General features: G+C 66.3%; 21 protein-coding genes. 14 read left to right on the top strand and 7 right to left on the bottom strand.

Annotation, left to right across the window (positions count from 1 at the left end; all coding sequences use genetic code 11):
- Positions 1-3 precede the first annotated feature (3 nt).
- Both DB31_RS14225 and DB31_RS14220 read right to left on the bottom strand, forming a co-directional pair.
- The gene (locus DB31_RS14225; RefSeq protein ID WP_044187612.1) at positions 4-1,713 is read right to left on the bottom strand and encodes an FHA domain-containing protein; all 1,710 of its coding nucleotides are present in this window, start codon (positions 1,711-1,713) and stop codon (positions 4-6) included.
- A 112-nt stretch (positions 1,714-1,825) separates the two neighbouring features.
- Positions 1,826-4,066, bottom strand: a complete 2,241-nt coding sequence (locus tag DB31_RS14220) for an SIR2 family NAD-dependent protein deacylase (RefSeq protein ID WP_044187610.1) — start codon at positions 4,064-4,066, stop codon at positions 1,826-1,828.
- Positions 4,067-4,403: 337 nt separating this feature from the next.
- Here DB31_RS14220 and DB31_RS51560 point away from each other — a divergent pair, with 337 nt between their 5' ends.
- Together DB31_RS51560 and DB31_RS14210 are read left to right on the top strand one after the other, a co-directional pair.
- Complete coding sequence (locus DB31_RS51560) at positions 4,404-5,768, top strand: AAA family ATPase (RefSeq protein ID WP_083968276.1); 1,365 nt, start codon at positions 4,404-4,406, stop codon at positions 5,766-5,768.
- Positions 5,765-6,511 (top strand): HNH endonuclease family protein, encoded by a 747-nt coding sequence (locus DB31_RS14210; protein WP_052419953.1) that lies wholly within the window; start codon positions 5,765-5,767, stop codon positions 6,509-6,511. The genes DB31_RS51560 and DB31_RS14210 overlap by 4 nt, the downstream gene beginning before the upstream one ends.
- A 34-nt stretch (positions 6,512-6,545) precedes the next feature.
- Here the strand turns inward: DB31_RS14210 and DB31_RS14205 are convergent, their stop codons facing one another.
- Together DB31_RS14205 and DB31_RS14200 are read right to left on the bottom strand one after the other, a co-directional pair.
- Positions 6,546-6,917, bottom strand: coding sequence for a VOC family protein (locus tag DB31_RS14205; protein WP_044187603.1), 372 nt, complete (start codon positions 6,915-6,917; stop codon positions 6,546-6,548).
- 205 nt (positions 6,918-7,122) lie between these two features.
- The gene (locus DB31_RS14200) at positions 7,123-7,389 is read right to left on the bottom strand and encodes a hypothetical protein (protein WP_044187600.1); all 267 of its coding nucleotides are present in this window, start codon (positions 7,387-7,389) and stop codon (positions 7,123-7,125) included.
- A gap of 326 nt (positions 7,390-7,715) precedes the next feature.
- On the opposite strand from DB31_RS14200, the gene DB31_RS14195 reads away from it, so the two are divergent.
- The 10 genes from DB31_RS14195 (at position 7,716) to DB31_RS14145 (ending at position 18,423) form a co-directional block, all read left to right on the top strand.
- Entirely contained in the window at positions 7,716-8,327 is a 612-nt protein-coding gene (locus DB31_RS14195; protein ID WP_157231980.1) for a hypothetical protein, read from the top strand.
- Between the two features lie 243 nt (positions 8,328-8,570).
- Complete coding sequence (locus DB31_RS44790) at positions 8,571-10,463, top strand: serine/threonine-protein kinase (RefSeq protein ID WP_052419952.1); 1,893 nt, start codon at positions 8,571-8,573, stop codon at positions 10,461-10,463.
- A gap of 188 nt (positions 10,464-10,651) precedes the next feature.
- Complete coding sequence (locus tag DB31_RS14185) at positions 10,652-11,323, top strand: hypothetical protein (RefSeq protein WP_044187594.1); 672 nt, start codon at positions 10,652-10,654, stop codon at positions 11,321-11,323.
- A complete protein-coding gene (locus tag DB31_RS14180) occupies positions 11,320-12,096 on the top strand; it encodes a TadE/TadG family type IV pilus assembly protein (RefSeq protein WP_044187591.1) in 777 nt (258 codons plus the stop codon). The genes DB31_RS14185 and DB31_RS14180 overlap by 4 nt, the downstream gene beginning before the upstream one ends.
- A 26-nt stretch (positions 12,097-12,122) precedes the next feature.
- Positions 12,123-13,610, top strand: coding sequence for a hypothetical protein (locus tag DB31_RS14175; RefSeq protein ID WP_240486690.1), 1,488 nt, complete (start codon positions 12,123-12,125; stop codon positions 13,608-13,610).
- An 80-nt stretch (positions 13,611-13,690) separates the two neighbouring features.
- On the top strand, positions 13,691-14,704 hold the full coding sequence (locus DB31_RS14170) for a hypothetical protein (RefSeq protein ID WP_240486689.1): 1,014 nt from the start codon (positions 13,691-13,693) through the stop codon (positions 14,702-14,704).
- Positions 14,704-15,552 carry a hypothetical protein gene (locus DB31_RS14165; protein ID WP_044187582.1) on the top strand — a complete coding sequence of 283 codons (849 nt, stop codon included), beginning with the start codon at positions 14,704-14,706 and terminating at the stop codon, positions 15,550-15,552. Before DB31_RS14170 ends, DB31_RS14165 begins: the two co-directional genes overlap by 1 nt.
- 279 nt (positions 15,553-15,831) lie before the next feature.
- Positions 15,832-16,032 carry a hypothetical protein gene (locus DB31_RS14155; protein ID WP_044187579.1) on the top strand — a complete coding sequence of 67 codons (201 nt, stop codon included), beginning with the start codon at positions 15,832-15,834 and terminating at the stop codon, positions 16,030-16,032.
- A gap of 104 nt (positions 16,033-16,136) precedes the next feature.
- The gene (locus DB31_RS14150) at positions 16,137-18,218 is read left to right on the top strand and encodes a carbon starvation CstA family protein (protein ID WP_044188088.1); all 2,082 of its coding nucleotides are present in this window, start codon (positions 16,137-16,139) and stop codon (positions 18,216-18,218) included.
- 1 nt (position 18,219) lies between these two features.
- Positions 18,220-18,423 carry a YbdD/YjiX family protein gene (locus tag DB31_RS14145; protein WP_083968274.1) on the top strand — a complete coding sequence of 68 codons (204 nt, stop codon included), beginning with the start codon at positions 18,220-18,222 and terminating at the stop codon, positions 18,421-18,423.
- 84 nt (positions 18,424-18,507) lie between these two features.
- Here the strand turns inward: DB31_RS14145 and aqpZ are convergent, their stop codons facing one another.
- Positions 18,508-19,329 carry an aquaporin Z gene (gene aqpZ, locus DB31_RS14140; RefSeq protein ID WP_044187577.1) on the bottom strand — a complete coding sequence of 274 codons (822 nt, stop codon included), beginning with the start codon at positions 19,327-19,329 and terminating at the stop codon, positions 18,508-18,510.
- A 489-nt stretch (positions 19,330-19,818) separates the two neighbouring features.
- Here aqpZ and DB31_RS47855 point away from each other — a divergent pair, with 489 nt between their 5' ends.
- Entirely contained in the window at positions 19,819-21,804 is a 1,986-nt protein-coding gene (locus DB31_RS47855) for a choice-of-anchor A family protein (RefSeq protein ID WP_169787044.1), read from the top strand.
- 17 nt (positions 21,805-21,821) lie between these two features.
- Here the strand turns inward: DB31_RS47855 and DB31_RS14130 are convergent, their stop codons facing one another.
- Positions 21,822-23,297 carry a chondroitinase-B domain-containing protein gene (locus DB31_RS14130; protein WP_044187575.1) on the bottom strand — a complete coding sequence of 492 codons (1,476 nt, stop codon included), beginning with the start codon at positions 23,295-23,297 and terminating at the stop codon, positions 21,822-21,824.
- Positions 23,298-23,501: 204 nt separating this feature from the next.
- Between DB31_RS14130 and DB31_RS14125 the strand changes: the two genes are divergently transcribed.
- Positions 23,502-24,929: a hypothetical protein gene (locus DB31_RS14125; RefSeq protein ID WP_044187572.1), complete on the top strand. Its 1,428-nt coding sequence runs from the start codon at positions 23,502-23,504 to the stop codon at positions 24,927-24,929.
- Here DB31_RS14125 and DB31_RS14120 read toward each other — a convergent pair.
- Entirely contained in the window at positions 24,899-25,321 is a 423-nt protein-coding gene (locus DB31_RS14120) for a YciI family protein (RefSeq protein ID WP_044187569.1), read from the bottom strand. The two genes, DB31_RS14125 and DB31_RS14120, sit on opposite strands and share 31 nt — an antisense overlap.
- Between the last annotated feature and the right edge of the window lie 17 nt (positions 25,322-25,338).

The raw sequence follows: 25,338 nt of genomic DNA, 5'->3' as shown, positions 1-25,338 counted from the left end.
GGTTTACTTGGGCCCGTGGACGCCCGGATTGGTGAGCGCCGGCACGTCCTCCTCGAGCACCTCGAAGGCCGCCACCTTGTCCTTGGGAGGCCGCACCAGACGCTCTCCCAGAGGCAGCACGTCGAAGCGCGCTCCGATGGAAGCCAGGGTCTTTCCGGTAATGAGGACCTGTCCGGGAGCAGCCGTGGAGGCGAGCCAGCCCGCCACGGGGACACCCTCGCCCACGGCGCCGAGGTCCAGCCGCGAGTCCGGGCCGATCATCCCCACCAGACCTTTGGTGGTATGGATCGCGATGCGCAGCTCGCAGCGCTCGTCCGCGGGCCGGCGGGACATGGCCCGCAGCCAGTCGGCGCGCAGCGCCAGCCCGGCGCGCACCGCCCTCACGGAGTCATCCTGCTTGGCCGAGGGGAAGCCGAACAGGGCGCGCACGGACTCGCCCACGAAGGCCTCCACCGAGCCCTCGAAGCTGAAGATGAGGCCGCTCATCTTCGCGTGGAAGTCATTGAGGACGGCCGAGGCGCGCACGGGGCCCAGCCGGGTGCACAGCGCGCCAAAGCCTGCCATCTCCGCGTGGAGGATGGTGAGGGGCCGCTCCTCCAGGGCGGGGGGGCGGCCTCCCGTGCGCTGAGCCTCGGCGGCGCGGCGCTCGGCCACCTCGGGCGGGTGGAAGCGCTCCAGGGTGCGGCGCAGGGCACTGCCGGGGCCACCCGTCTCCTTGGGGCTCTGGGCGGAGAAGCGCTGCACGCCGCTGGCCACCAGGTGGGCCACGGCGGTGCAGGCGTCCAGCATGAGCTCCAGCGTGGTCTCCGACTCGGCGGGGGTGTTGACGTAGAGCACGCCGGCGAAGGGAGGCTCGCGGCCAATGGGGATGCAGAGCACCCGGTCCACGCCGTAGAGGATGACGCTCTCGCGGCCCGCGAAGCGCCGGTCGTCTCGCACGTCTCCCACGGCGAGCGCGCGGCCCTGGCGCATGGCCTCCTCGACGATGGCGTCCGAGACGGGCACCTCGCCCTTGGCCAGCTTGCCCCGGTGGCGCACGGAGGCGGGCACCAGGACCCCGCTGGAGTGGCGCAGCAGCACCACGGCGGTGGTGGCCTCGGTGCGCTCCAGCACTCGGTCCATGGCGGACTCGAGGAAGGCGGGCAGGGACTCGGCGGTGGCCAGGGACTCGGCGGTGCGGAACAGCAGCACGAGCTTCTCGTAGGAGACGCGAGGGCTGCTGCCACCGGCACCAATGGGCGTACTGCCTCCCGATTCATTCTCGTAGGGAACAGGCTCGAAGTTGTCGAGCGCGCGCAGAACGTCCAGATCCTTCACATTCTTGGCGAGAATCACCGCTGGGGAGACGTCTTCCCCGTGGCCGAAGCGGCGGACGCCTCCAGCGCCCAGGTCCACCATCTCCGTGGCGGCGCTCTCCACGGTGTGGGGCTGGCGAACGGAGAGGGTGTTCTCTCCCAGGGTGACGATGTCGCCGGGGGTTAAGTCTTTGCCGCCCTGGAGGGGGAGGCCATTGATGCGGCTGCCGTTGCGACTGCCGAGGTCCTCGATGCGCAGCGTGTCGCCCTGCACGAGCAGGCAGGCGTGCTTGCGCGACACAAGGTCTCCGCCGAGAACGATGTCGTTCTCATCGGCTCGGCCGAGGCTGGTCGCTCCTTCGGGGAGATCGTAAGGGGTGTCGAAGTAGCCCGGCCCGTTGATGATGATCTGCCACATCGGTGGGCGGAGATTACACGAGCCTCGGGCTTCTCGTGGGGTTCTCAGGTCCTGAGAGGGCGATTTTCACGGCGGCCCGTGGGGTTGGATTTTGCACCGCGTCAACCGGCCTTCACTTGCGCTGAGAGCGGACGAGCTGGAGAGCGCCGTCGCCACTGAGCACGTACAGGAGCGGAGTGGGATCATCCGGGAGCTTGGCGTGGACCTCTCTGCGGGCCTGAAGGACGGCGTCGCCGATGGGCTGCCCCATCAAGAGCGCCCGGTGCAGTTGGACCATGAAGTCCGCGCCCACGCTCACGTCGGGCCAGGAGAAGGCCCCCACGAAGGCTCCCACGCCTTGCTGAACGGCCAGCTCCATGAAGCCTTCGCGCTGATCGAAGGCGTCTGGCCCGGGCAAGGGCAGCCGCAGCGCCCGCCGCCCTTGCTTCAGGAACGGAAGGTATTCGTACGCCGAGGAGGGGGTATTCATCACCAGGAAGGGCAGTCGGCCCTGGCTGAGCACGGAGCGCAGGGCCCCCACCGGCAGGGGCCCATCCCGCAGCAGCAAGCAGGGTCCAGAGCCGGGAAGGATGAGCTCCCCGGTGTAGTGGACGAGGTCCGGCAGTTCGTCCGTCTGCTCGGCTCTCAGCGCTTCCATGGCATGGCGGAACGTCGCCTCGCTGCCCTGGAGAACCGTGCAGGAGAAAGGGCCGGCCGCATAGAGCGCGTGAAGGCGCTCGAGCTCGCGCCTCCGGAGGCTCCCATCACGGCTCATCCCCTCGATGAGCAGGATGCGCGGCGAGGACCGGACTGCGGGAGTGCCACGGACCTGGGCCGGGATGCCCATGGGCGCGCGGCTCACCCTCCGCATCAGGCTGACGGGCTCTGATCCCGCCGGAAGCAGTTCCCAGGGAAACCGGTCCAGCACCGGATCGATGTGCAGCACGAGCGGCGCCTGGGCGGAGGCGTCCTGTGCCTCCAGCGCCGCGAGCACCTCTCGCGGCATGTCTCGCTGGAGCAGGCCCTGGGTGAGCGCGAGGGAGTGAGCAGCGGTGGCTTCATCGCCCTCATCCTCCTTGAGAGAGAGCCACGCCTCGTCGCCCCGGCGGGTGGGCACGGTCCCCTGCACCACCGGCGCTGTGTCTCCTCGGATCAGCCGGAGCTGGATCCTTCCCTCCACGGGCTCGATGTGGAGCCGGTGGGGAGTGAGAGGAACCACCACGGGAGCGGGGGCTGCCGCAGGCACGTGGGCTGCGGGCTGGGGAACAGGACCGCGAGGGGGAGGGGCCGATGAGCTGACTTCGGGTTCTTCGTCACCCTGCAGGAACAGCTCCGCGACCCGGGATCCCAGCACTGAACTGCCCGGCCCCGAGCCCGCCGCGACGTTATGAGAAGTGACGTGCCAGGACTGCGCCGCCGGAGTGGGGGCGGGGCTGCTCTGCCGGGACGGCATGGACTCCAGGACGGGTGAGGAGCCGCTCTGCGGCGGCGCGGACTCCGAAGGGACCATGAACGGCTCCAGGGCCGGCTTCGGGAGCACCTCGGCCTCCAGCGCCTTCAGGAAGTCGAGCACCTCCGCGTGCTTCCCGCTGGCGTTGTCGTAGGAGATGACCCGGATGCGCGCCGTGCGCCAGAGCACGTCCTGCTCCACCTCCCCCACCCCGGTCATCAGGGCGTAGCGCTCGGGGACGAAGCCCTTGAAGTGCGTGAGCTGGCGGTCCATCAGCAGCCGGAAGTCCGGATCCGACAGCGAGTAGCCCACGAATAGCAGCGCCTTGGTGAGCAGCAGTCCGCTGAAGATCTCGTTGAAGGCGGGGTTGGCGTGGATGATCTCGCTGTAGTCGCGAGAGGTGAGCACCACCGTCTCGGGCCGGTCGATGTCCCCGTGGGCCTTGAGGATGAACGGGCCGCCGTCGAAGAGCAGCCGCCCGAGCGCCTCCGTGTCCTTGTGGGTGAGCGTCTTCGGGGAGCCGCCGCCCTTCACCTGCGAGTAGGCCCGCTCCAGGAGCTTGTCGTAGTTGGTCGTCACCCACGCACTGAAGGGCAGGCGCATCAGCACATCATGGGTGGGGGGAAGCTTCTGAACCTGATCTCCGCGCACCTGCTCGCTGAGGAACTGGTGGTAGGCACTGCCAAGCTTCTCCTTGCAGAAGTCGGCCACCTCCAGCAGCTTGCCCCACTTGACGAGGTCAGAGAGTTCTTGCTGGTGGACTTCGCCTTTGGGGAGAGACCCCACCAGTTCCTGGATGCCCCGGAGAAGCAGCTCCTTCCAGGTCGGCAGCCCCGCTCCCGCCGAGAGGCCCGCGCCGACGAAGACCACGCACCGCTTCTGCTGGATGTGGCGGACGAGGAACCCGGGCGGCTTCGGAGTCATGACGGCAACGATCGTCCAGGCGGAGGCCTCTTGCCAATCCAGTGCTGGCAATTCGCGGAGCCACACGCGGCGCTCCCGCCGTCCACAGCTGCGGACTCCACCGTCCGCCGGATGAGACGATCGAGGGCCTGACACTCCCACGTAACCACGCGAAGTCACGGAGTTCTGGCGGTGGCCTGGATGCTGCTTATCGCCCCACCGAAGTCCCACTCACTTCAGCGAGGCAGAACCCCATGAGTGAGCAGCGCGCAGGCCTGGCGGGTCAGGCCGGAGGGAGGGATCCGTGATACACCGCCCAAGTTCAGCATCGGGATGGGAAACGCCGCAGGGGAGCGACATGGCCGCCAGAGGTCAGGGAAAATCACGCCAGGGCAAACAGGGGCGTGGCACAAAGGCTCCGAAACCTGCCGCCCTGCCCGTGTACTTCCTTTCATTGACACTCAAGGACGTCCGGTGCTTCGGGCCCAGCCAGACCCTGAAGCTCTCAAATGAGCGAGGAGAACCAGCACGCTGGACGGTGATCCTCGGCAACAACGGCATGGGCAAGACGACGCTCTTGCAGAGCTTGACGACCTTTGAACCAGCTTCGTCGGGCCCTCACTACGCCACCAAGGGATTTGTCCATTACGGTCGCTTGCCTTGGGTTCCCGTACGCCATCAAGCCAAAGCCGCACACTTTTCCGCCGAGCTCTCCGCCGGAAATTGGGTGCCTGAAGAAGGCTCTCCCAAGCATCAGCAGCGACTTGAGTATTCCTTGACCCCAGAGGTTCTCGGCTCCACGTCACAAACTATCTCTGAGCCGTTCCTCAATCTGGTGTGTTACGGGTACGGAGCCACCCGCCGGATGGGGGCGGGATCTCTGTCTGCGCTCAAAGAGACACAACCGAGTGACAGCCTCTTCCTCGAAGATGTGCCCCTGAGAAACGCGGAAGAATGGCTCCTGCAAGCGGACTATGCCGCCAGCAAGCCTTCTCCCGACCAGCAAGCAGCTACAACGAAGCGGGACCGGATCAGGCAACTGTTGATCGACTTGCTCCCGGAGGTGAGTGACGTCCGCTTCGCAGTTCCCACGGCGAAAGTCCCTGCCGCACGGGTGGAGGTGCTAACACCCTACGGCTGGGTCGCCATGCGGGACTTGAGCTTGGGGTATCGGACCCTCATCGCCTGGATGGTGGACCTCGCCAGCCGCATGTTCGAGCGCTACCCCAACAGCCCCAATCCCCTGGCTGAGCCCGCGGTGGTGCTCGTTGACGAGATCGATCTCCACCTGCACCCGAAGTGGCAGCGCCAGCTTATTGGGTACCTCACGGATCGCTTTCCCCAGACGCAGTTCATCGTCACCGCGCACAGCCCGCTCGTCGTCCAGAGTGCCACGAACGCGAACATCGTTGTCCTGCGGCGCAAGGGAGATCACGTCGTCATCGATAACGATGTGGAGTCCATTCGCGGCTGGCGGGTGGACCAGATCCTTACGAGCGATCTGTTCGGGCTCGAGACGGCGCGTCCGCCCCAAATCGAGGAGTTCCTCAAGGAGCGAACAGCCCTCCTCTCCAAGCCCCGCCTGACCCGAGAGGATGAGGCCCGGCTGCTCGAGCTGGAGGCGGCCATCGGTCCGCTGCCCACGGGCGAGACTCACACCGAGCGCGAGGCACTTGAGCTCATCCAACGTGCCGCCGCGCGTCTCAGGAACGGGCCCAAGTGATTCGCGTCCGGAAACCTGCCGAGCCACCTCAGATTCTTCGCACCCAAGGGGTCCAGGCCCGGCGAGCCTTCAGCACGGCCTACTCGCGCGCTGCTCGGAGCTACGAGAGGGGAACGAGGTCGTTCGAATCCGACTCGGACCTCTACGGCCACGAGACCGTCAAGCAGGCGCTCATCCAGGCCCAGCACGGCAAATGCGCCTTCTGCGAATCGCGCTTCACCCACATCGACTTCGGGGACGTCGAACACTTCCGCCCCAAGGCTGGGTGGCGCCAGGAGGAAGGAGAGCCCCTTCATCGCCCCGGGTACTACTGGCTCGCCTATGAGTGGGCCAACCTGTTCGTGTCCTGCACGCTCTGCAATCAGCAGTTCAAACGAAACCTCTTCCCACTGGGAACTCCCGCGAAACGAGCTCGGAGCCACAAGAATGACGTGACAGAGGAAGACCCTCTGTTGCTGGATCCTGCGGCGGATGATCCCGAAGCCTCCATCTCGTTCCGGGAGGAGGTTCCCTATGCCGTAGGCGGCAACGCTCGCGGTGAGACGACCCTTCGCATCCTGGGACTGCGACGGGAGCCTCTGGCGGAGCAACGCAGAGACCGCTTGGGTTATGTGAAGGCGCTGCGCTCTCTCGTCCTGATGGGAGGCCCTGAGGCAGCAAAGGCTCAGGACCTGCTCCAGCGCATGCAACAAGACTCCGCCCAGTACGCTGCCATGACCCGGGCCTTCTTGCGCGGAAGCTGAGCCCTGTACGAGCCACAGGGGCTGGATGATGGCCTCAGGAAGGCACGACGGTGAAGAACTCGTAGCTGTGCCCGTTTGGGTCCTGGATGTAGACGCCTCTCCCGCCGTTGAGGTGGTTCATGCGGCCGTCCCAGCCACCTCCGGGCCCCGAGCCGAAGGCGAGCCCCCGGGTCTGGGCATGATTCAGGATCCGGTCGAACGTCGTGTCATCGACCAGGAATGCGTAGTGACCCGGTAAGGGCTCGCGGCGATCGTCGAAGTCGAAGGTGAGGTCCTCGTTGATCTTCACCGGCACGAAGGGCCCGGCGGGGGGTGACACCTCGACCCCCAAGAGCTCGGCCAGGAACGTGGCCGACGCGCTCTTGTCCCTCGCGGGGACGATGGTGTGGTTCAGCGTGATCGTCACGGCTGTCCTCCGTGCTCGAGCGGCGAGGTGAACTCGTCGGCGAGCCGACGCCGACACCCGCCGAAGTGCTCGCAGTCGCGCGCCCGCAGCAAAATACGTGCACCTCGCACGCATTTCCAGCCGCAGTGCTCCGATGGAGCCGGGAGAGCCCTGCCTGCCAGAGCTCCCCCAGCTCCTGGCTGTACGACGGTGGGTGGAAACAGCCTCAGTGACAGATCGGCCCGTCGGGGTGGCCCCACGTGCAGCAGAAGCCCGTGTCCGTGCAGCATCGATCCGGAACCTCGGAGCACTTCATTGCGGCCTCAACCTGCGTGGTCTTCCGATACTGCTCCACCGTGTAGGCCGCGCGCTCGTGGACAGTCAAAGCGTTCGTCGCGTCCGTCTCAACGTCACCAGCCTCGCCACCGCAAGCAACGGCCGACGTCGCCAGAATCACAGCCAGGAACCGCAGTGCTGCGCGATGCATCGACATGGGAAGGTCTCTCCTCTGGGGTGAACTTCGTTTGTGGGCTCCATTCACAGGAATGGAGCAGTGGGTTGCTGCCAGAGGGGTTAGCAACCCGCATGCCAGTACGGCGTGCCGAGCCGTTCCCGAGGGAAACAGGCGAGCATGCGGCATGGAAGAACGTCCTCCCTGCGCGCCGCTGCGTGTTCGCACCACGCATCCGCGTAGTGACGAGACGCTGGCGTCGAACGAACCGGCGAGCCCCACGGCTCCGTCCGGACCGAAGGCCCGACACCCCACACACGCCCACAGTCATGGTGATAGCGTCGCCGCTCACTTCTTGGGGAGTACACATGCGCGCATGTCGAGCGGTCGTGGTCGGAGTGGCACTTCTGTGTAGCTCCGCCGTCCTTGCGGAAGAGGCGGGCTTCGAGGTGAAGGTGGGCGGAAAGACCTACCCCATGTCGCTGGAGCAGCCGCTCAAGGTGACCACCCCGAAGGGCGAGACGGTGGAATTGATCGTCTCGAGAAAGAAGGCGATCTCGTACAACAAGGCGGGTCTCGCCTTTCAGTACCCGAGCGAGATGAAGCTCTCCGAGGCCACCGAGGCGGGCGTGACGACGATCACGCTCGAAAGCCCCGCGTCTCCGCTCGCGATCATCCAGCTGTATCCAGCCTCCGTGGAGGCCAAGGATGTCCTGGAGGCGCTGGCGAGTGGGGTGGGCGAGGGGTTCACGGAACGCGGAGGACAGCTCAAGGCGCTCCCCGCGCCGAAGCGCACGGTGTCCGGTGCGGAGCGCCAGGGCAAAGCGTTCGACGTCGTGCTGGCGGGGGAGCAGCTCAAGATCGAGCTCTTCGCGTGGAAGGAGAAGGGCAGGACCCGCGGGCTCATGCTGCAGCACATGAAGACCGACACCGAGCTCGCGAGCACGCAGTTCGACGTGATCCTGTCTTCGCTGAAATGACGCTCAGCCGCAGAGAAGCCGTCCGCGAGGAGGAGGTCATTCCCATCAATGCTTCCGGTGGGACTGGCCTCTGCCGCTGGAGTGGTGGCTGGGCAAGCAGCCGGTAAGGCAGGGCAAAACGGCGTCCCTCCTTTTATTCCTGCCAATCCGCAGTCAGGGGCCGCTCTGCCCTCCTGCTGCTCCGCCAAGCGCCGGAGGGCCATTCGGTGACGCACATGCTGTCAAGAGTACGATGACTGAAGCATGGACGTGGAATCTGGAGAGTCTTTCGGTCGCTACAAGCTGGTGTCATGCCTGGGCCGTGGCGGCATGGCAGTCACCTACCGCTCTCAGCTGCAAGGGGCGGCAGGAGTCACGCGCGAGGTGCTCATCAAGAAGGTGCTGCCCGAGCACGCCTCCAACCCTGACTTCACCACGATGTTCATCCGCGAGGCGCGGATCTCCTCGTCGCTCTCGCACAGCAACATCGCTCAGGTGTACGACTTCGGCTGCATCGACGGCGAGTACTTCTTGGCCATGGAGTATGTGGATGGCCAGCCCCTGAATCGTGTGCTTCAGCGAGCGCTGCGCTCCGGCCTGTCCTCCATTCCAGCGCCGCTGGCGCTCCTCATCGGCAGCGAGATGTGCCGGGGCTTGCACTATGCCCATACCCGCCTGGATCAGCAGGGCCAGCCGCTGGAGATCGTCCACCGGGACATCGCTCCAGACAACGTGCTCATCAGCTACGAGGGACAGGTCAAGATCGTCGATTTTGGGATTGCCCAGTCGAGCGAGCCCCGGGACTTCGCCACGACTCCAGGGACGGTGAAGGGCAAGTTTCTCTATTTCTCTCCCGAGCAGGCCCGCGGGGAACTGGTGGACGCACGCACGGATGTGTGGGCCACGGGGGTCGTCCTATACAAGCTGCTATGCGGGAGGCTTCCCGTGGAGGGCCCTGCCTACTCGGCGCTGTCCCGGATCGTTCGTGGCGAGTTCCCTCGTCCCTGCGTGATCAACCCAGAACTCCCCCTGGAGTTGGATGCCATCGTGATGAGGGCGCTGACCCTCCGGCGCGAAGATCGTTACCCCTCCTGCATGGCCCTGGACGAAGCCCTCACCGAAGCCTTGGCCAGCATGGATCCCCGCCTCTCCACGAGGTCTCTCTCCTCCTTCATTCACGCATTGTTCTCGGAAGACCTGCGGGCGGAGGGCCGGCAGCCGCTGGTGCCCCCCTCCTTCCAAGAGCAGCTCGATCGGTGGCGGACAGGAACCTCTCCCCAGCTCCCAGCTTCGCCTCAGCGCGCCCCTTCAGTAGAGCCCCCCACGGACACACAGGTCGAGCCGGTACGTCCCCTCTCCTCCAGAATGAGGTTGTTGGGGGTAGGAGTCGGCTCGGCGGTCGCAGGGGCCGCGCTGGCCCTGGCAATGGCCACTCCACGGAGCCCCACGCCTCAGCCAATGCCACGGGTGGCTGGGGAAAGTGGCCTGACACGCAAGGAGCCACGCGCTCCTGCCTCTGGAGGAGCGTCCGCCGTGATTCCCGTCGCGGTAGCTTCCATGGTCGTGGCCGCACCTTCGGCTTCCCCTCCGGGCGCCCCCGCTGCCGAGAGTCCTCGTCCCGTCCCCAGCGAGCCCCCGGCCGCATATGCCAGCGCCGAGAAGGCCCTCCTCCGCAACAACGTGAAGCTGGCTGCCTTCCAGGGAGAGAAGTGCATCCAGCAGGATCCTCAGTGGGCCGAGTGCTTCCTGATCGCGGGTGAGGCTTACACCCGACAACGGTCGGATTCGCTGTCACGGAAGGCCGCAGATCGCTACACCCGCTTCTTGCGCTTGGCGCCCACCCACCCGCGCGCCTTGGAGATCCGGCAGAAGCTTCGACGCCTCGAGGCCAGGCGGGCCTTTGTGGAGGGGACGCAGCTCTTCAAGGTCCGGCAGTTCGACGAGGCTCTGCCGCGCGCGCAGCAATGCCTCCAGCAAGCTCCTGACGACGCTCATTGCCAATTGCTGGCAGGCGACGCAGCCTTGGCCCTGGGCCAACAAGCCAGAGCCTCGGAGCACTACCGCAAGTTCTTGGAGCTCGCTCCTGACCACGCGGCTGCGCCCCGGGTCCGTGCCACGTTGGCCAACGATGAGCTCCGGCGCGCTCATCGTAAATAATTCCTCGCATCCGGCTCCTTCATCCTGCTCGCCTGCCGTGGAGCCGGACCTCCACACGCCTCTTGGCTGTCTGTTGTGAGGCGCTTCCGCCACGGGTTACTTAGCGGCGTCACGTTCGGTGATGCGTGGCCACACGGAGTGTGCCACCGGAAGACCTGCGTGGAGGAACGTTGCGAGACTTCAGGCGGATGGGCTGGCTTTTGGGACTGGTGGCTCTGGTGGCCTGCGGTGGAGGGACCGAGGGAGAGGGTGGCCCTGGAGTCAATCCGGGTGACGTCACACGGCCTGGCATCGGTTCATCGCTGGCCACCCCAGTCGGCACGCCGTATGTGCTGCCTTCCGGCGTGGAGCTTCTCTCCCCTATTGAAGGCTATGCCCTCGACTGCATCCCCGAGGAGCAGGAATCCCAAGAAGAGAAGGGCAGCGGCTCGCTGGTGAGCGTCTGCTTGAGGCTGCGCAACACCTCCGCGCAGCTCCGGACCGTGGAGCTGCCCGCGGGTCTCATCCTGATCTCCGACGATCTCTCTTCTCAGAACGGAATGCTGGCCCAGGCCGTCCCGCTGCAGGTCCCCGCCCAGCAGACGCTCGCCGTGGCACTGCACCTCTACTGCATCAACGAGACCCGGGCTCCTACGGCCTCGTGGGACACCTATCGCCTGGGCCCTGTCACCCAGGATCCCGGGCTGCGTGAGATCATCAATCTGGTCGCCGACAAGTTCCTACCGGTGCCGGGGCGAGAGGAGGTGCAGTACGCCATCTCCAACGTCACGGATGGGCCGGGCCTCACCCCGCAGGATCGCCAGGCGCTCGTCAGCCTCCCTCCCCTGAGCGCCGGCCGTGAGCCAGGGGCGGCTCCTTGAGCCGAGGAGAGCCAGGCCCGCGGCCATCCCCACGCCACGCTCAGTCGGGACAGGCGGCCATCGAGACCGCCATCATCCTGCCGCTGTTCGTCTTCCTGATCCTGGGCATCCTTCAGCTCGGCATGATGCATCAGGCGCGGCTGATGGCGAAGTACGCCGCTTACCGGGCCGTGCGCGTGGGCTCGCTGCACCACGCGCACAAGGACGCCATGGAGCAGGCGGGGCTCGCGGTGCTGCTGCCGTTGATCAGCCAGGACCAAGGCGGCGGCGAGTCCATCCAGCCCGTCACCGGTGCCAAGAACTTCCAGAAGAAGTGGAACTCGGAGGGTGTCTCAACCAACCAGATGCCCGACGCGAAGCTGCCCTACGTGGCAGTCACCATCTGCGGGCCCACGCTCCAGGAGCTTCCTGGAGGAACGCGCGAGCTGGACTTCGATGATCCGCGCGTGGCCTCCTCCCCCTACGACGAGTGGCTTCAGAGCCACCGCACCAAGCTGCGCATCCAGGTGACGCTCAACTACCGGCTCCCCATCCCCTTCGCCAACTGGGTCATCCACTCCATCGCGTTGCAGCGCGAGCTGCCCATGCTGATGCGGATGGGCAAGCAGCAGCCCCCCGGACAGAACCTCTTCGGCCAGGAGTACGCGGACGCCGCCAACCGGGGCGTCTACATCCTCCCCATCCGGGCCGCCTACACCATGCGGATGCAGTCCAACCTCTACGCCTCTGCGCTTCCCCAGTCGAACACATGCCTGACCACCAACCACCTCTGAGAAGGCGCGGCGAGGCCGGGCAAGCCATGGTGCTCGCGGCGCTCTCCCTGCTGCTGCTGGCGCTCATGGTGGCACTGAGCTTCAACCTCAGCCACGCCTTGCGCGGCAAGACGCGCCTTCAGCAGCACAGTGACGCCCTGGCCTACTCCATGGCCACCCTGGAGGCGCGCTCGCTCAACTACTTCGCCGTCAGCAACCGCGCCATCGCCTCTTCTTATGTTGCGATGAACAGCATGCATGCCTCCATGACCGCCGCCAGCGTCACCGCGGAGATGTACAGCGCGGGGGAGAGCAACTTCTACCAGATTGCCGCCATGGAGGCGGCGCTGTCTGGCAACAAGTGCAAGCACTGCCCTCACATCGTGCAGGCTGTCCGGATCGCCCGGAAGTTCCGCCAGGCCTCGTCCCAGCAGAGATCCCGGATCCAGCGGCTGGAGAACAAGTTCAACAAGACCGTGAAGTCCTTGGACCGGCTGATGGACAGCCTCCATGCCTCGCAGCGATCGGTCTTTGCGGAGACTTCGCAGGTGTTGTCCGGCGGCACCGCGCATGGGCTGGCCAAGCTCCAGCAGATCAACGCGCCCAAGGCCTCGGCCTTGTCCCCTGGCGTGGGAAAGCTCAACTCCGCCGAGTTTGCCTGCGCCATCGATGGCATGCCCTGCCGGGTCTCCGGCCGGCCAGGGGACACGGCCCTGGCGGACCGGGCCAAAGAGATGACCATCCTGAGCAACGCGACGCGCACGAACTGGATCGCCAATCGCGGCAAGCCCTCGCTGCCCAGGTACCTCCACCCGGAGTTTCTCCGGTTGCTCACGCGTGACATTCAGGGAGAGGGCTTCTCCCAGCCTCAGTCCCATCTGGGCACCGCAAAGACGGTGCAGAACCGCGGCAAGGCAGCCCTTCATGAAGGCCCCTCTCTGCAGAACACCGGACAGGTGATCTCCGCGGACGAGCACGGCATCCTCTTCAGCCAGTGGAAGCACGGCATCGGGCGCTCCTCGTACGAAGCGAGGATCTCCTCGGATGTGTCGGGGGGTGAGCACGTGCCGCGCAAGAGCCACTCGGGAACACACGACCAGTTCCAGGGGAACTACACCTCGGAGCTGATGAGCTGCGCGAACAAGGGGCACTGCTTCATGAAGTTCCGCGCGGACCCGTCCCCGGAGAGGGACTTCGGACAGCCGCCTGTGTACAGCTACGTGACGCAGCAGCTTCGCGCTGGAGACGTGCGTCAGGCTCCGTGGGAGCTGAACGAGGCCGGGAGTGTGAAGCTTCGCTTCGGCACGACGGGCGAAGGGACCCTCGAGCTCGCTGCGGGAGAAGGCGCCGGCCTGTCCAAGGCGCTCGTCTACTACCACCGGCTGGGGGATTGGCAGGAGCCCCCCAACCTGTTCAATCCCTTCTGGCGCGCCAAGCTTCACCCCTTCACCGCCTCGGAGGCTTCCAAGGTCCTCGACGAGGCGGGCAACCCGGATGCGGCACAACTTGCCGAGACTCCTCGGCTGCCCATGTAACGGGCGGCCCCTGACACGCTCCGATGTGGCACTTCCAGCAGAGGCAACGCGGCGCGGCTTCGGTAGAGGCCGCCATCAGCATGATCATCATCGTCCCGGCGTTTCTGTACGCCCTCTTTCTGGACGATCTCCTGCGGTACGCGGGAGATCTCCAGGAAGCGGTGCTCTCAACGCCCTGGGATCTCATAGGGCAGAACTATGAGGAGCCCAGCGGGAGAAAGGGCTCCGGCGGCAGCGACGCGTCGAAGCGCATCCAGGCAGTGGTCCAACACCAGGCCCGCCTGATGTTCTGCGATCACGAGTCCAGTGGTGACAGCTACAATCACGGGCAGGACTGCGACGCCCAGGACCACCACGCGGGCCGAGCGTTGAGCGGCCACGTCTGCTGGCTCAATCCCGAGGCCGAGCAGGTGACGTGTGATCCTGTCCGGACGGAAGTGGGCTTGCTCCAAACTCCGGCCTTCCGCAAATACCAAGATGCCTTTGGTCAGGCCGGAGGGCTGTATGAGTGCCATGGCAAGGAAGTCGTGGAGAACTACCTGATGCCCCAGAGCTTCCTGCAGCAGTTCTCTCACGTGGACCTGGCGAAGAAGAACTGGAAGGCGGACGGCTCGGACTACCACGGCAACGCAAAGGCAGGCACGGGCACGACGGCGTACTACCTGGAGAAGCAGCACTTTGCCCTGGTGACGGACTCCTGGGCTCTCAATGGGGATCTGAAGGCCTCCAATCCCGGAGACACTCTCGCGGTGCGCCCCGACGACAACGAAGGTGCGCTGCAGGAGCGTGTGAGCCTCGTCTATACCGTGCTGCCTGAAGCCCAACGCTTCCTGGATGAAGACAAGCTCTTCTCCCAAGTAGCCAACGACCAGCAGTTGCTGGCGTCCCACCTGCCTCCCCAGGAGCGCAAGACGGCTCGGGTCTCTCTGCAGAAGACGCGGATGGCGGTTCCCACCCAGCGCATCCAGGAGGAGAACCGAGCCTCGCCCTACTTCGCCACGCCCTGGAAGGACGGCTCGCGGGACGCCTACGAGAAGACAGGCAAGAATCGGGGGGCGTACTACATGGGTTGCAAGACCGTGGAGGGATGCTGATGTCCAACACCGTGTCCCCCTGGCTGCGAGGCAGCCTGCTGCTGTTCTGTGTGGCGGTCATCGGCGCGCTCATCGGAACGGGCTGGGAGATGAGTGGCGCCTCGGGTGAGGAGCGGTTCGACGCAGAGGTGGAGAACGACGCACCAGAGTCGGACTTGCCGCGTTCCCCTCGAGGCCCCGGCACCTTCTCGGAGTCCGAACGGCAGGTGATCCGGCGCGCGACCTCGGAGCTACCTCCTTACCCTCGGGCCGTGCCCCGCGCGATGGCAGCCGACTATCTGGCCCCCGGCTCCCCCATCGCCGTGGCGTGGTTCGCGACGTCAGACACACCGGATCAGGTGCTTGGCTTCTACCACCAGGCGATCCTCGACGCAGGGCTGCCTGCCATGCAGCACTGGTACAACCCGAACGCGGGCTACGTGGGGCATGTGAACCCCGCCACCCAGGAGACGCACCTCGTGTCGGTGCTCGCGCAAGGAGGCGAGACGCTGGTCTTCGTGTCGAGTGGCCAGGTGGACTCCTTCCTGGAAGGCCAGACGCCCCTGCCCCAGGAGCTGCCCATGCCCGAAGGAGCCTCTCCCCCCGTGGTGCTCACCTTCCACGAGGAGGGGCGGGTGCGGTACTCCGTCCAAGCGGACGTTCCTCACCTGCGAGCGGCGGAGCTGGCCTCCTTCTACCGAGCGACTTTTGGGAACCAGGGCTGGACCGTGCAGGAGGTGGAGCAGTCCACCGAAGGCACTCACCTCATGGCAAGCCGAGGGGCTCACCGGATTTCCGCCCTGGTGAAGCCCTCGAGCCCAGGAGCCCTGGTGCTGCTGACGCTGGACGCACAGGAGCAGGTGCAATGATGCATCACTCTGCCCGAAAGCCGCGGCGCGCGGCCTGGACGGTGCTGCGCGGCATGGCGCTGGGGGGCCTGTGGCTCCTCTCGAGCGGCATGGCGCATGGGAAGCCCGTCCGCCGCGAACCGGAAGCCGTCTGCAAAGAAGATTGCACGAGCGCTCGAGAGAAGTGCGCCGACATCTGCGAGGAGCACGCGGGAAGCGGGCTCTCCTTGTGCCGCAAAGCCTGCTGGCAGGTCGAGCAGGAATGCCGGAACGACTGCCTGTTCCCTCAAAGGACCGACCATGAAGAGCAGGACGCTTCGCCCTGAGCCCTCCCGGCCCCTCGCCGGGAGCCGCGGTCAATCCACCGTGGAGTACGTCGCTTTCTCAGCAGCCCTGCTGGGCTTTGGCACGTTGGGCTGGCCCTATCTGGTGATGATGCTCAATGCGCTGAACCGGTACTTTGAATCCCTTTACTACGTCATCCAGTCCCCGCTGCTGTGACCGATAACTCGCGTCGAAGGGCTGTCGCCTCCCAGACAACGGTCTGCTCCCTGGGGAGGAACTTGTGATTGACGGGCTCCCACCCCGTGGGAAACCTTCGCGCGATGAGCCAAGCCGAAGCGACGAAGGGGAGCCTCCTCAGTAAGCTCGGGTGGGCACTGCTCGCTGTCGTGGGAGCGCTGTGTCTGGGGACGGTAGCGCTGCACCGGGGCGAGACGATCAATGCCAGCTGGCTGGTGGTGGCCGCCGTGGCCACCTTCATGATCGGCTATCGCTTCTACAGCCGCTTCATCGCGGAGCAAGCGCTGCAGCTGGATCCCACCCGCGCCACGCCGGCGCGGCGCCACAACGATGGGCTGGACTACGTGCCCACGGACAAGTGGGTGCTCTTCGGCCACCACTTCGCCGCCATCGCGGGAGCCGGTCCGCTGGTGGGGCCGGTACTCGCCGCGCAGATGGGCTACCTGCCCGGCACCATGTGGATCCTCTTCGGGGTGGTGCTGGCGGGCGCGGTGCAGGACTTCATCATCCTGTTCCTGTCGGTGCGCCGGGACGGCAAGTCCCTGGGCGACATGGTGCGGATGGAGCTGGGACCCGCCGCTGGAGTGGTGGCGATGATCGGCGTGCTGATGATCATGATGATCATCCTCGCCGTGCTGGCCCTGGTGGTGGTGAAGGCGCTGGCCTCCAGCGCGTGGGGCACCTTCACGGTGGCGATGACCATCCCCATCGCCCTGCTGATGGGCGTGTACTTGCGCTACCTGCGGCCGGGCCGCGTGCTCGAGGTCTCCATCATCGGCTTCGTGCTGCTGATGCTGTCGATCTGGCTGGGAGGCCACGTGGCCGAGAACCCGGCGTGGGCGCCCCTGTTCACTTATGAAGGCAAGGCGCTGGCGTGGATGCTGATTGCGTACGGCTTCTGCGCGTCGGTGCTGCCGGTGTGGCTGCTGCTGGCACCGCGCGACTACCTGTCCACCTTCCTGAAGATCGGCACCATCCTGGTGCTGGCCGTGGGCATCGTCCTGGCTCGGCCCGAGCTGCGCATGCCCGCGCTGACCCGGTTCATCGACGGCTCCGGACCCGTGTTTTCCGGCAACCTCTTCCCGTTCCTGTTCATCACCATCGCCTGTGGAGCGGTGTCGGGGTGGCACTCGCTCATCTCCTCGGGCACCACGCCGAAGATGCTCGCCAACGAGAGCGAGGCGCGCATGGTGGGCTACGGCGCCATGCTCATGGAGGCCTTCGTGGCCATCATGGCGCTCATCGCCGCCACGGTGCTGCAACCGGGGGTGTACTTCGCCATGAACTCGCCGCCGGCGCTGATCGGCACCACGGTGGAGAGCGCGGCGCAGGTGATCAGCCAGTGGGGCTTCGTCCTCACCCCCGAGGTGCTCAGCCAGACGGCCCGAGACATCGGCGAGACGTCCATCTTGTCACGGGCGGGCGGTGCGCCGACCCTGGCGGTAGGCATGGCGCAGATCCTTCATGGGCTCATCGGCGGCGAGGGGATGATGGCCTTCTGGTATCACTACGCCATCCTCTTCGAGGCGCTGTTCATCCTCACCACCGTGGATGCGGGCACGCGCGTGGGGCGGTTCATGATTCAGGAGTTGGCCGGCCTGGTGTACGCGCCGCTCAAGCGGACGGACTCGTGGGGAGCGAACCTGGTCGCGACGGCTGTCTGCGTGGGGGGGTGGGGCTACTTCCTCTACCAGGGCGTGGTGGATCCGCTGGGCGGCATCAACACGCTGTGGCCGCTGTTCGGCATCGCCAACCAGATGCTGGCCGCCATCGCGCTCATCCTCGCGTGCGTGGTCCTGGTGAAGATGAAGCGCGAGCGTTTCCTGTGGATTCCCGCGCTCCCCACCGCGTGGCTGGTGCTCTGCACCCTGACGGCGGGCGGGCAGAAGGTCTTCAGCAGTGACATCCGAGTCAGCTTCCTCGCCCACGCGCGCGCATTCTCGGCGTCGATGGAGAGCGGCAAGGTGCTGGCTCCAGCCAAGTCCCTCGAGGAGATGCAGCGGGTCATCACCAACGACTACGTGGATGCCACGCTCACCGTCCTCTTCATGCTGGTAGTCGTGACGACGCTCGTGTTCGGTCTCCGCGCGGCGCTCGCGGCACGCCGCTCGGCCGCGCCGACGGCGCAAGAGACGCCTCCTGTTCCCCTGGTGGCGGACTCCTGAGATGAAGCGGCTGCGAGACGAGCTGGGACACCTCTGGCGCCGGGCCGTGCAGACAGCGCGGCTGCTCATCGGCGTGCCCGACTACGACACCTATGTCCGGCACATGCGCCTGCGCCACCCGGAGCGGCCAGTGATGAGCTACGCGGAGTTCTTCAACGAGCGGATGCAGGCCCGCTATCGAAGGGGCGGCGGGCGCTGCTGCTGAGCTTCGAGCGTCGTACGGGGCGGCGGACTTTGCGTGCGCCGCCACGATGGCTCTCTCTTCCCCCCGAGAGAGAGCAGCGGGGGCTCACGGCAGGGTCTCCGTCGGACGGCGGTGAGCCAGGCGCTCGGCGCGCTCGCTCTCCAGGGAACGCTCGGCTTGGGCTGCGGTGAGCGTCTCTACCGGGCTCCGCACCGTGCGATATACCGCCGCCGCCAGGCCTCCTCCCAGGAGCGGAGCCACGATGAAGAGCCAGAGCTGCTCCAGCGCCCAGCCCCCCACGAACACCGCGGGACCCAGGCTGCGCGCCGGGTTCACCGACGTGTTCGTGAGGGGAATGCCCACCAGGTGGATCAGCGTGAGGACGAGACCAATCGCCAACCCTGCGAAGCCCACGGGCGCCCGGGAGTCCGTTGCGCCCAGGACCGTGAGCACCAGCAAGAAAGTGAGGATGATCTCGGCCAGGAAGGCCGCGCCCGCCCCGTACTGTCCCGGCGAGTGGGCGCCAAACCCGTTGGCTCCCAGCCCCTGGGCCGCGGCCGAGTAGCCCTCCGGGGCTCCCTGGGCCCACAGGAGCACGACCCCCGAGGCCAGCAAAGCTCCCGCGCATTGCGCCAGGATGTAGCCGGGGGCATGCCGCCGCTCCATCTTCCCGGCGAGCAGCAGCCCCAGCGTGACTGCGGGGTTGATGTGACAGCCTGAGATGGGGCCCACGGTGTAGACCATGGCGAGCAGCGACAGCCCGAATGCGAAAGCGATGCCGAGAAAGCCGATGCGGTCTCCCGCGATAACGGCTGCTCCCACGCCTCCCACGACCAGAACGAAGGTTCCGATGAACTCCGCCAAGTACTTCCGGAGCGCCTCGGAGTTTCCCGCCGAAGACACAGTCCGCGCGCGGTCGCTTGCCATGACCCACCTCCATCGGACGGAGCGCCCAGGCCCGGGCCGCTTCCGTCGCAGGGATTCACACTGCCCAAAGTGAGGCTGGTCACTTCAGGAGCGGCGGCAAAGGCTTGCGCAGAGCCCTTGCCATCACGGCCGGAAGGGAGTCGACCCTGTCAGTCGGAGAGGCCTCTCCGCTCTGCTTCGGCCAGGCAGCGAGGCGAGCGCCGCGTCGTCGCTGCCGCCGCTTCCATGTAGCGCAGCCCTCTGCTTTGAGCCGAGTCCGCTCCTACTCAGAAGAGGCACTGCCATGATCGCTGGGCGTTGATGCGTCACCGCATGGCGTCAGCACCCAGCGTCGGTATGTCCCGACACGTCGGCGACGCGTCGGCGGCGGCCTCTCCCCACGCTTCCAGGCACGGCGTGACAGCCATCCCAGGTAAGAAGCGGACTCGGCCTGGTCTGGCTCGAAGCTTGCTGACGGCCATCACCACCACCTTTGGAGGAGACATCACCATGACGCGAAGCGTGAGAGGGGTTTGTGCACAATGGGTAGGGCTGTGTCTGAGTGCGCTCGTCTGGGCGTGTGGTCCGGCCCCAGAGCCCGAAGCCCCCAGCTCCGTCCCGAGCCAGCGCGAGGATTCCCTGTCCAACTCCAGTGTGGGAACGATCGTCGTCAGTCATGACGAGTGGACCCTGTCGAACACGGGGTTCAATTCGAACCCGAACACCGCGGCCTTCGCACGGAACCTGGCCCATTTCTTCACCCGCGGAACTCCCGGCCGCTTCCTCGTCTATTCCAACAACTTCGGGCTTCGCGAGAGCAGCCTCGCTGCGGTGATGACCCAGGCGGGCCACACCTGGACGACTTCCACCAGCGTGCCCTTCACCCTGAGCAACCTGCTCCAGTACGACGCCGTCTTCCTCGCGGAAAATCCCGTCGACCTCAGCGTGCTCACCCAGTACGTGGGGCAAGGCGGCGGCGTCTACATCGCCGCGGGTACGGGCGTTGGCCCCTCCGCTGAGGCCGCCCTCTGGAACCCGTTCCTGAATGTCTACGGCCTGAGCCTCGCCCCTGCGTACAACGGGCTGTGTGCCAACTTCAGTGGCATGTCGGCGCACTCCCTCGTCTCGGGAGTGCCCTCCCTCTATTCATGCAATGGCAACTCGGTCTCGGTCCTGAACCCTGGGAGTCCCTACACGTCCATCGTCCAGAGCGTCTCGGGACAGGGACTGCTGGGCGTCTACTATGGGTGCCCGAGCAACGCTCACTGCTTCATGAACACGCCGCCCCAGGCCTCGTGCCGCGATGTCGTTGAGCTCGCCGGCCCGGCCTGCACCGCGTCCGCCTCCATCGACAGCGGCAGTTACGACCCGGACTTCAGCGGCTCCACGCTCCAGTTGACGCAGTCTCCGGCGGGCCCCTATCCGCTGGGCACTACCTCTGTCACCCTCATCGTCAGCGACGGCCGGTACTCCTCGCAGTGCACGGGCACCGTCACCGTGGTGGATGTCACGCCGCCCACGCTCCAGTGTCCGGCGGATCTCCAGCTCGCGTGCACGCAGGGCGGCTCGGTCTCCTTCGCCCCCACTTTCAGCGACAACTGCGGCGGCACGGGCACCATCACCTGCTCGTCCGAGTCCGGGAGCTCCTTCCCGAGCGGCTCCACCTCCGTCACCTGCTCCGCGAGGGACAACGGGGGCATTCCCGCGTTCTGCAACTTCACCGTCACCGTGGACGACGGCACGAACATCCACCTGAGCGACTACAACCTGTTCCTGCTCGAGGACTACAGCCAGGGCCATGACGTGCAGGGCAAGGTGGCGGCGGGCGGCAACATCACCCTGACCGACTTCGCGGTGGGCTCGGGGCTGGCGGACGGTGCCACCGCAAACACGCTGGTGGCGGGCGGCAGCCTGAACCTCTCGCGTGGCGGTGTCTGGGGCGACGCCTGGTACGGGGGCAGCTACACCCCGAATCCCTCCGTGGTCTTCCCCCGCGGCGCCGCGGCTCTGGGCGCGCCCATCGACTTCGCGGCCCGCTTCGCCGAGTTGCGTCACCTGTCCTCTCAACTGGCCAGTCACCCGGCCAATGGCACCACGACTCGCGCAAACTGGGGTGGCATCCTGCTGCACGGCACGTCCCCGGACATGAACTTCTTCGATGTGGACGCCAGTGCCTTCACCGGCGCCGCGCTGCTGTCCATCGATGCTCCCGCCGGCTCGCTGGCGGTGCTCAACATCCGGGGCGCCTCGGCCACCTTCACGGGCTTTGGCACCTCGTTCAGCGGCGGCATCAATCAGAACGGCGTGCTCTACAACTTCGTGGACGCCACGAGCATCCAGGCCCACGGCTTCGGCTTCTGGGGCACGGTGCTGGCGCCCACCGCGCGCATCGACTTCAGCAATGGAAGCTGGGACGGTGGCATCTATGCCCTGTCGCTGACGGGCAACGCCGAGGGCCACATCAACCCGCTGAGCGAGCGCGCGATCTGCCAGTAGCTTCCTCCCTCCTGGAGCTACTTCCGGCCGAGTGAGCGCCGGTGGCTGGAGAGCGCCAGAAGCCCCAGCGCCATGAGCAGGAGCGTGGCGTTCACCCCCGAGTTCGAGGAGCAGCCGCATCCACCGGCTGCCTCCTCATCGGGGGGGCTCTCCGCGCCCGCTCCCCCGTCGTTGCCCACTCCCGCGTCGCCAGGCGAAGGGATGCCTCCGTCCGAGCCTCCGTCCAAGCCCCCGTTGCCGCTACCCGCGTCAGGAGCGGTGCTGCCCCCATCGGTAGACCCGCCCGAGCAGTCCCCGAGCGAGTGCTCCAGGGCTCCCAACGTGTACGCACCCTGAGCCGGACGGGGCCGGCCGCAGAAGTCATCCACCACCTGCGCGCGGGCCGCCGCAGCGCCGATCAAGGTGGACACGTCCCCTCGAACCGTGAGGTTTCCCTTCAGCGGCTCCTGGTACCAGCCGGAGAAGGTGGCCGAAGTCACGTTGAGCAGGTTGGTGCCGGCCTCGAACGTGCCACCCTCCCGTCCACGCACAGTCCCCGCCATCACGTTGCCGTGCGCGGAGCCCGTGCTCGAAGCAAAGCGGAAGTCCACGCCCGAAGTGGAGATGAGGGTATTGAAGAGCACCTGCGTGGAGCGGGCCTTGTTCAGGTAGATGCCGACATCCGAGCAGTTGGCGATGACGTTGTTGCGCATCGTGCCACCGGTGTGCTCGGGGTCGCACGGCACACTGGCATTGAAGGCCGGCGCGCAGAAGGCACCGCCCGTCCCGCCGCCTCCGAAGGACAGCCCGATGCGTGTACCGCCAGTGGTCACATCCCGGGTGCACAGCACGAGGTTGCGCTCGAACACGCCGTTGTTGCCACCGCTCTTCATGAACGCGCCATAGGAGACGAAGTCCCCGCCGTTCTTGTGGAAGTCGTGGATGAGGTTGTCGCGGACGATCCAGTTGTCGCCTGTATCGATGTTGAGCTTCGTCACCGGATTGGAAGTCGCCCGAGAGCGGGTGTCGGCCAGCTCGTTGTGCTCGATGAGTCCCCGGTGGGGAATGTCCCACGTGGCTCCGTTCTGGGAGGCATTCACCTTGAGCTGTGCGTTGAAGTCGCGCACCCGGCTGTTGCGCAAGACGAAGTTCTCGGCGCGGCCCGTGACGTGGAAGGCGTGCTCACAGTTACTGTCGCTTGCGCAGACGCCCTGGACGTCGAGCCCGTCGAAGGTCCAATAGGCGCCGGAGACCTTGAAGCCCTCCGTCGCATTGAAGCGGACGCTCGCGCCCAGCCGGTTCTGCGCGCGTACGACGATGGGGGCCTGAGCTGTCCCACTCGCCGTGCAGCTCAGGTTGGCGTTCACCGCATAGGTGCCGTCCGCGAGGATGATTTCATCCCCGGCTTGCGCACCCGCGAGGGCCGACTGGAGCTGGGACACCGAGGAGACATTCACCTGCCGGGCCAGTGCCGGGGAGGCGAGAAGAAGCAAGAGCGTAACGGGCTTGAGCATCGAGATGAACCTCTGAGCTTCGTAGGGCCCACCATCCTACGCGCGGACTCACAGCCCTGCCCCCAGAGTGTGGGCGCGGAACTGCGTCGAGAGCTGGATAGCCCCATGAACTGACGAACGAGAGACAGGACGGCCGTTGATGGCGACCCTGCTCCGCCCCGCCAGGCTTGGCGCTGGCAGGAGTCTCCACGAGGGGGGAAGACCATGTCGAGCAGGCGCGCCTGGAAGTTGCTGCTTTCGTGGGCCACGCTGTGGGGAGCGTGTGGCCCGAGTGTCTCGGAGGTGTCCGAGTTGGACGCTCCGCTGGCCCACGTGGAGCAGCAGGTGAACCGCGGCTGGCACACGCGCTGGCTGCGCCGCAGCGCCGCGACCCTGGAGGGAAACGTCTTCGCGGGAAGGCTCGCGACGGACAGGGATGACGCCAGCATCCTGGTCGGCAACTACCAGGGATCGCCGGACTTCGGAAGCGGCCCGCTGCCGCCGGAGGAGGACACGTCGCGCCCTCGCGCCTTCATCGTGAAATATGCGCGAAATGGCCAGCTGCTCTGGGCCCACGGCTACGGTGCGCCGGCGGGCTCCGAGTTCCCCGAGACGGAGTTCGGCAATGTCACGGTCGACCGCCAGCGCAACATCACCGTGTACGGATATGCCGAGCTCGGGGCGGATTTCGGAGGAGTCTCGGTGGGGCCCGGCTTTTTCCTCGCGCAATTTTCCCATGACGGGACTGTTCGCTGGGCGCGCCACCTGCAGGGGTACTTTGGCTTCGCCTCCGGGCTGACCGTGGACGGCGACGACAACATCCTCCTGGCGGGCTCCATGTCAGGGACAGCGGATTTCGGCGGTGGCCCGCGCTCGGCCTCGGTCGAGGGCGCCTTCTTCGTGAAGTACACACGGGACGGCGCATATGTGGTGGATCGCGTCTTCGACACGCCGGACACCAGTGTCTTCTGGGCCGTGACCACCGACGAGCACAACTTCATCCATGTCGCAGGCTACTTCACGGCGGAGTCCGACTTCGGCGGCGGCCCGCTGCACCCGGGGTCCCCCTTTGGCGGCGAGACGGCCGTGGTCGCCCGCTACACCCCATCCGGCGGGCATGTCTGGTCCCGCACGCTGGAGGGAATGACGGACATGACGAAGTTCCATGATGTCGCGGTGCATGGCAACCGCGTCGTCGTGACGGGGGAGTTCCGCGGCCGTTTCAAGTTCGGCGGGCACACCTTCACCGCACGCCCTGTAGGCAGCAGCGGTCTGGTGCTCGCGATGACGCGGAATGGAGGGGACCGGTGGGGACAGACGCTCGGTGGAAGCGTCATGCAGGTGGACTCGGCCCAGGAGGACGGCATGACGGTGCTCGGCTACGCGTTTCCGAGCGATGACGTGGGCACGGGACCGCTGCCTTCCACGAGCAGCCTCTACTCGGTTGTCAGCCGGTTCACGTGGGGGCAGGGTCACCAGCAGAGGGTACGCACCTTCAGCTCGGACGGCGCGCCCATGTCCGCTCTGTCTGTCACCCGGCACGGTGACGTCACGCTGGCCGGTTCGTTCTCCATGCCGGTGGATTTCGGCACCGGGAAGGTTGAACCCTCCCTGCCCCGCAACTACGACGCGTTCATCTTCAGGATGGAGTGATCGGAAAACTTCCCCAGTTCCTGCTGAACATCCGTGGGGAAGTCCGCGAACTCCTGCACCTGGCGAAGCTCGATCACCTCGTTGTCCGAAGCAGGGCAGCGCGACGCCCACTCGATGGCCTCTTCCTTGGACTTCACCTGGATCATCCAGTAGCCGCCGAGCACTTCCTTGGTCTCGGCGAAGGGCCCATCGGTCACCTTGGGCTTGCCCCCCGAGAACGAGATGCGCGCGCCCATGGAGGGCGGGTGCAGGCCATCGAGCGCGAGCAGCACGCCGGCCTTCTGCAGGGACTCGTTGTACTTCATCATCGCGGCAACGGCCGTGGCGTCTGGCATCGTGCCCGGCGCGGCCTTCTCGTACCCCTTGGGAATCATCAGCATCATGAAGCGCATGGTTTGCCCTCTCTGGA

It is taken from the genome of Hyalangium minutum (assembly GCF_000737315.1).
In the GTDB taxonomy this organism is placed as follows: Bacteria; Myxococcota; Myxococcia; order Myxococcales; family Myxococcaceae; genus Hyalangium; species Hyalangium minutum.
Note: the sequence above shows the minus strand (reverse complement) of the source record. Positions and strands in the feature narration are given on the sequence as shown.

Excerpts from the sequence above, each read along its gene's own strand:
- DB31_RS14225 (WP_044187612.1), bottom strand. The coding sequence starts at position 1,713 with ATGTGGCAGATCATCATCAACGGGCCGGGCTACTTCGACACCCCTTAC.
- DB31_RS14220 (WP_044187610.1), bottom strand. The coding sequence starts at position 4,066 with ATGACTCCGAAGCCGCCCGGGTTCCTCGTCCGCCACATCCAGCAGAAG.
- DB31_RS51560 (WP_083968276.1), top strand. The coding sequence starts at position 4,404 with ATGGCCGCCAGAGGTCAGGGAAAATCACGCCAGGGCAAACAGGGGCGT.
- DB31_RS14200 (WP_044187600.1), bottom strand. The coding sequence starts at position 7,389 with ATGTCGATGCATCGCGCAGCACTGCGGTTCCTGGCTGTGATTCTGGCG.
- DB31_RS14195 (WP_157231980.1), top strand. The coding sequence starts at position 7,716 with ATGCGCGCATGTCGAGCGGTCGTGGTCGGAGTGGCACTTCTGTGTAGC.
- DB31_RS44790 (WP_052419952.1), top strand. The coding sequence starts at position 8,571 with ATGGACGTGGAATCTGGAGAGTCTTTCGGTCGCTACAAGCTGGTGTCA.
- DB31_RS14185 (WP_044187594.1), top strand. The coding sequence starts at position 10,652 with ATGGGCTGGCTTTTGGGACTGGTGGCTCTGGTGGCCTGCGGTGGAGGG.
- DB31_RS14175 (WP_240486690.1), top strand. The coding sequence starts at position 12,123 with ATGGTGCTCGCGGCGCTCTCCCTGCTGCTGCTGGCGCTCATGGTGGCA.
- DB31_RS14170 (WP_240486689.1), top strand. The coding sequence starts at position 13,691 with ATGATCATCATCGTCCCGGCGTTTCTGTACGCCCTCTTTCTGGACGAT.
- DB31_RS14165 (WP_044187582.1), top strand. The coding sequence starts at position 14,704 with ATGTCCAACACCGTGTCCCCCTGGCTGCGAGGCAGCCTGCTGCTGTTC.
- DB31_RS14155 (WP_044187579.1), top strand. The coding sequence starts at position 15,832 with ATGAAGAGCAGGACGCTTCGCCCTGAGCCCTCCCGGCCCCTCGCCGGG.
- DB31_RS14150 (WP_044188088.1), top strand. The coding sequence starts at position 16,137 with ATGAGCCAAGCCGAAGCGACGAAGGGGAGCCTCCTCAGTAAGCTCGGG.
- DB31_RS14145 (WP_083968274.1), top strand. The coding sequence starts at position 18,220 with ATGAAGCGGCTGCGAGACGAGCTGGGACACCTCTGGCGCCGGGCCGTG.
- aqpZ (WP_044187577.1), bottom strand. The coding sequence starts at position 19,329 with ATGGCAAGCGACCGCGCGCGGACTGTGTCTTCGGCGGGAAACTCCGAG.
- DB31_RS47855 (WP_169787044.1), top strand. The coding sequence starts at position 19,819 with ATGACGCGAAGCGTGAGAGGGGTTTGTGCACAATGGGTAGGGCTGTGT.
- DB31_RS14130 (WP_044187575.1), bottom strand. The coding sequence starts at position 23,297 with ATGCTCAAGCCCGTTACGCTCTTGCTTCTTCTCGCCTCCCCGGCACTG.
- DB31_RS14125 (WP_044187572.1), top strand. The coding sequence starts at position 23,502 with ATGTCGAGCAGGCGCGCCTGGAAGTTGCTGCTTTCGTGGGCCACGCTG.
- DB31_RS14120 (WP_044187569.1), bottom strand. The coding sequence starts at position 25,321 with ATGCGCTTCATGATGCTGATGATTCCCAAGGGGTACGAGAAGGCCGCG.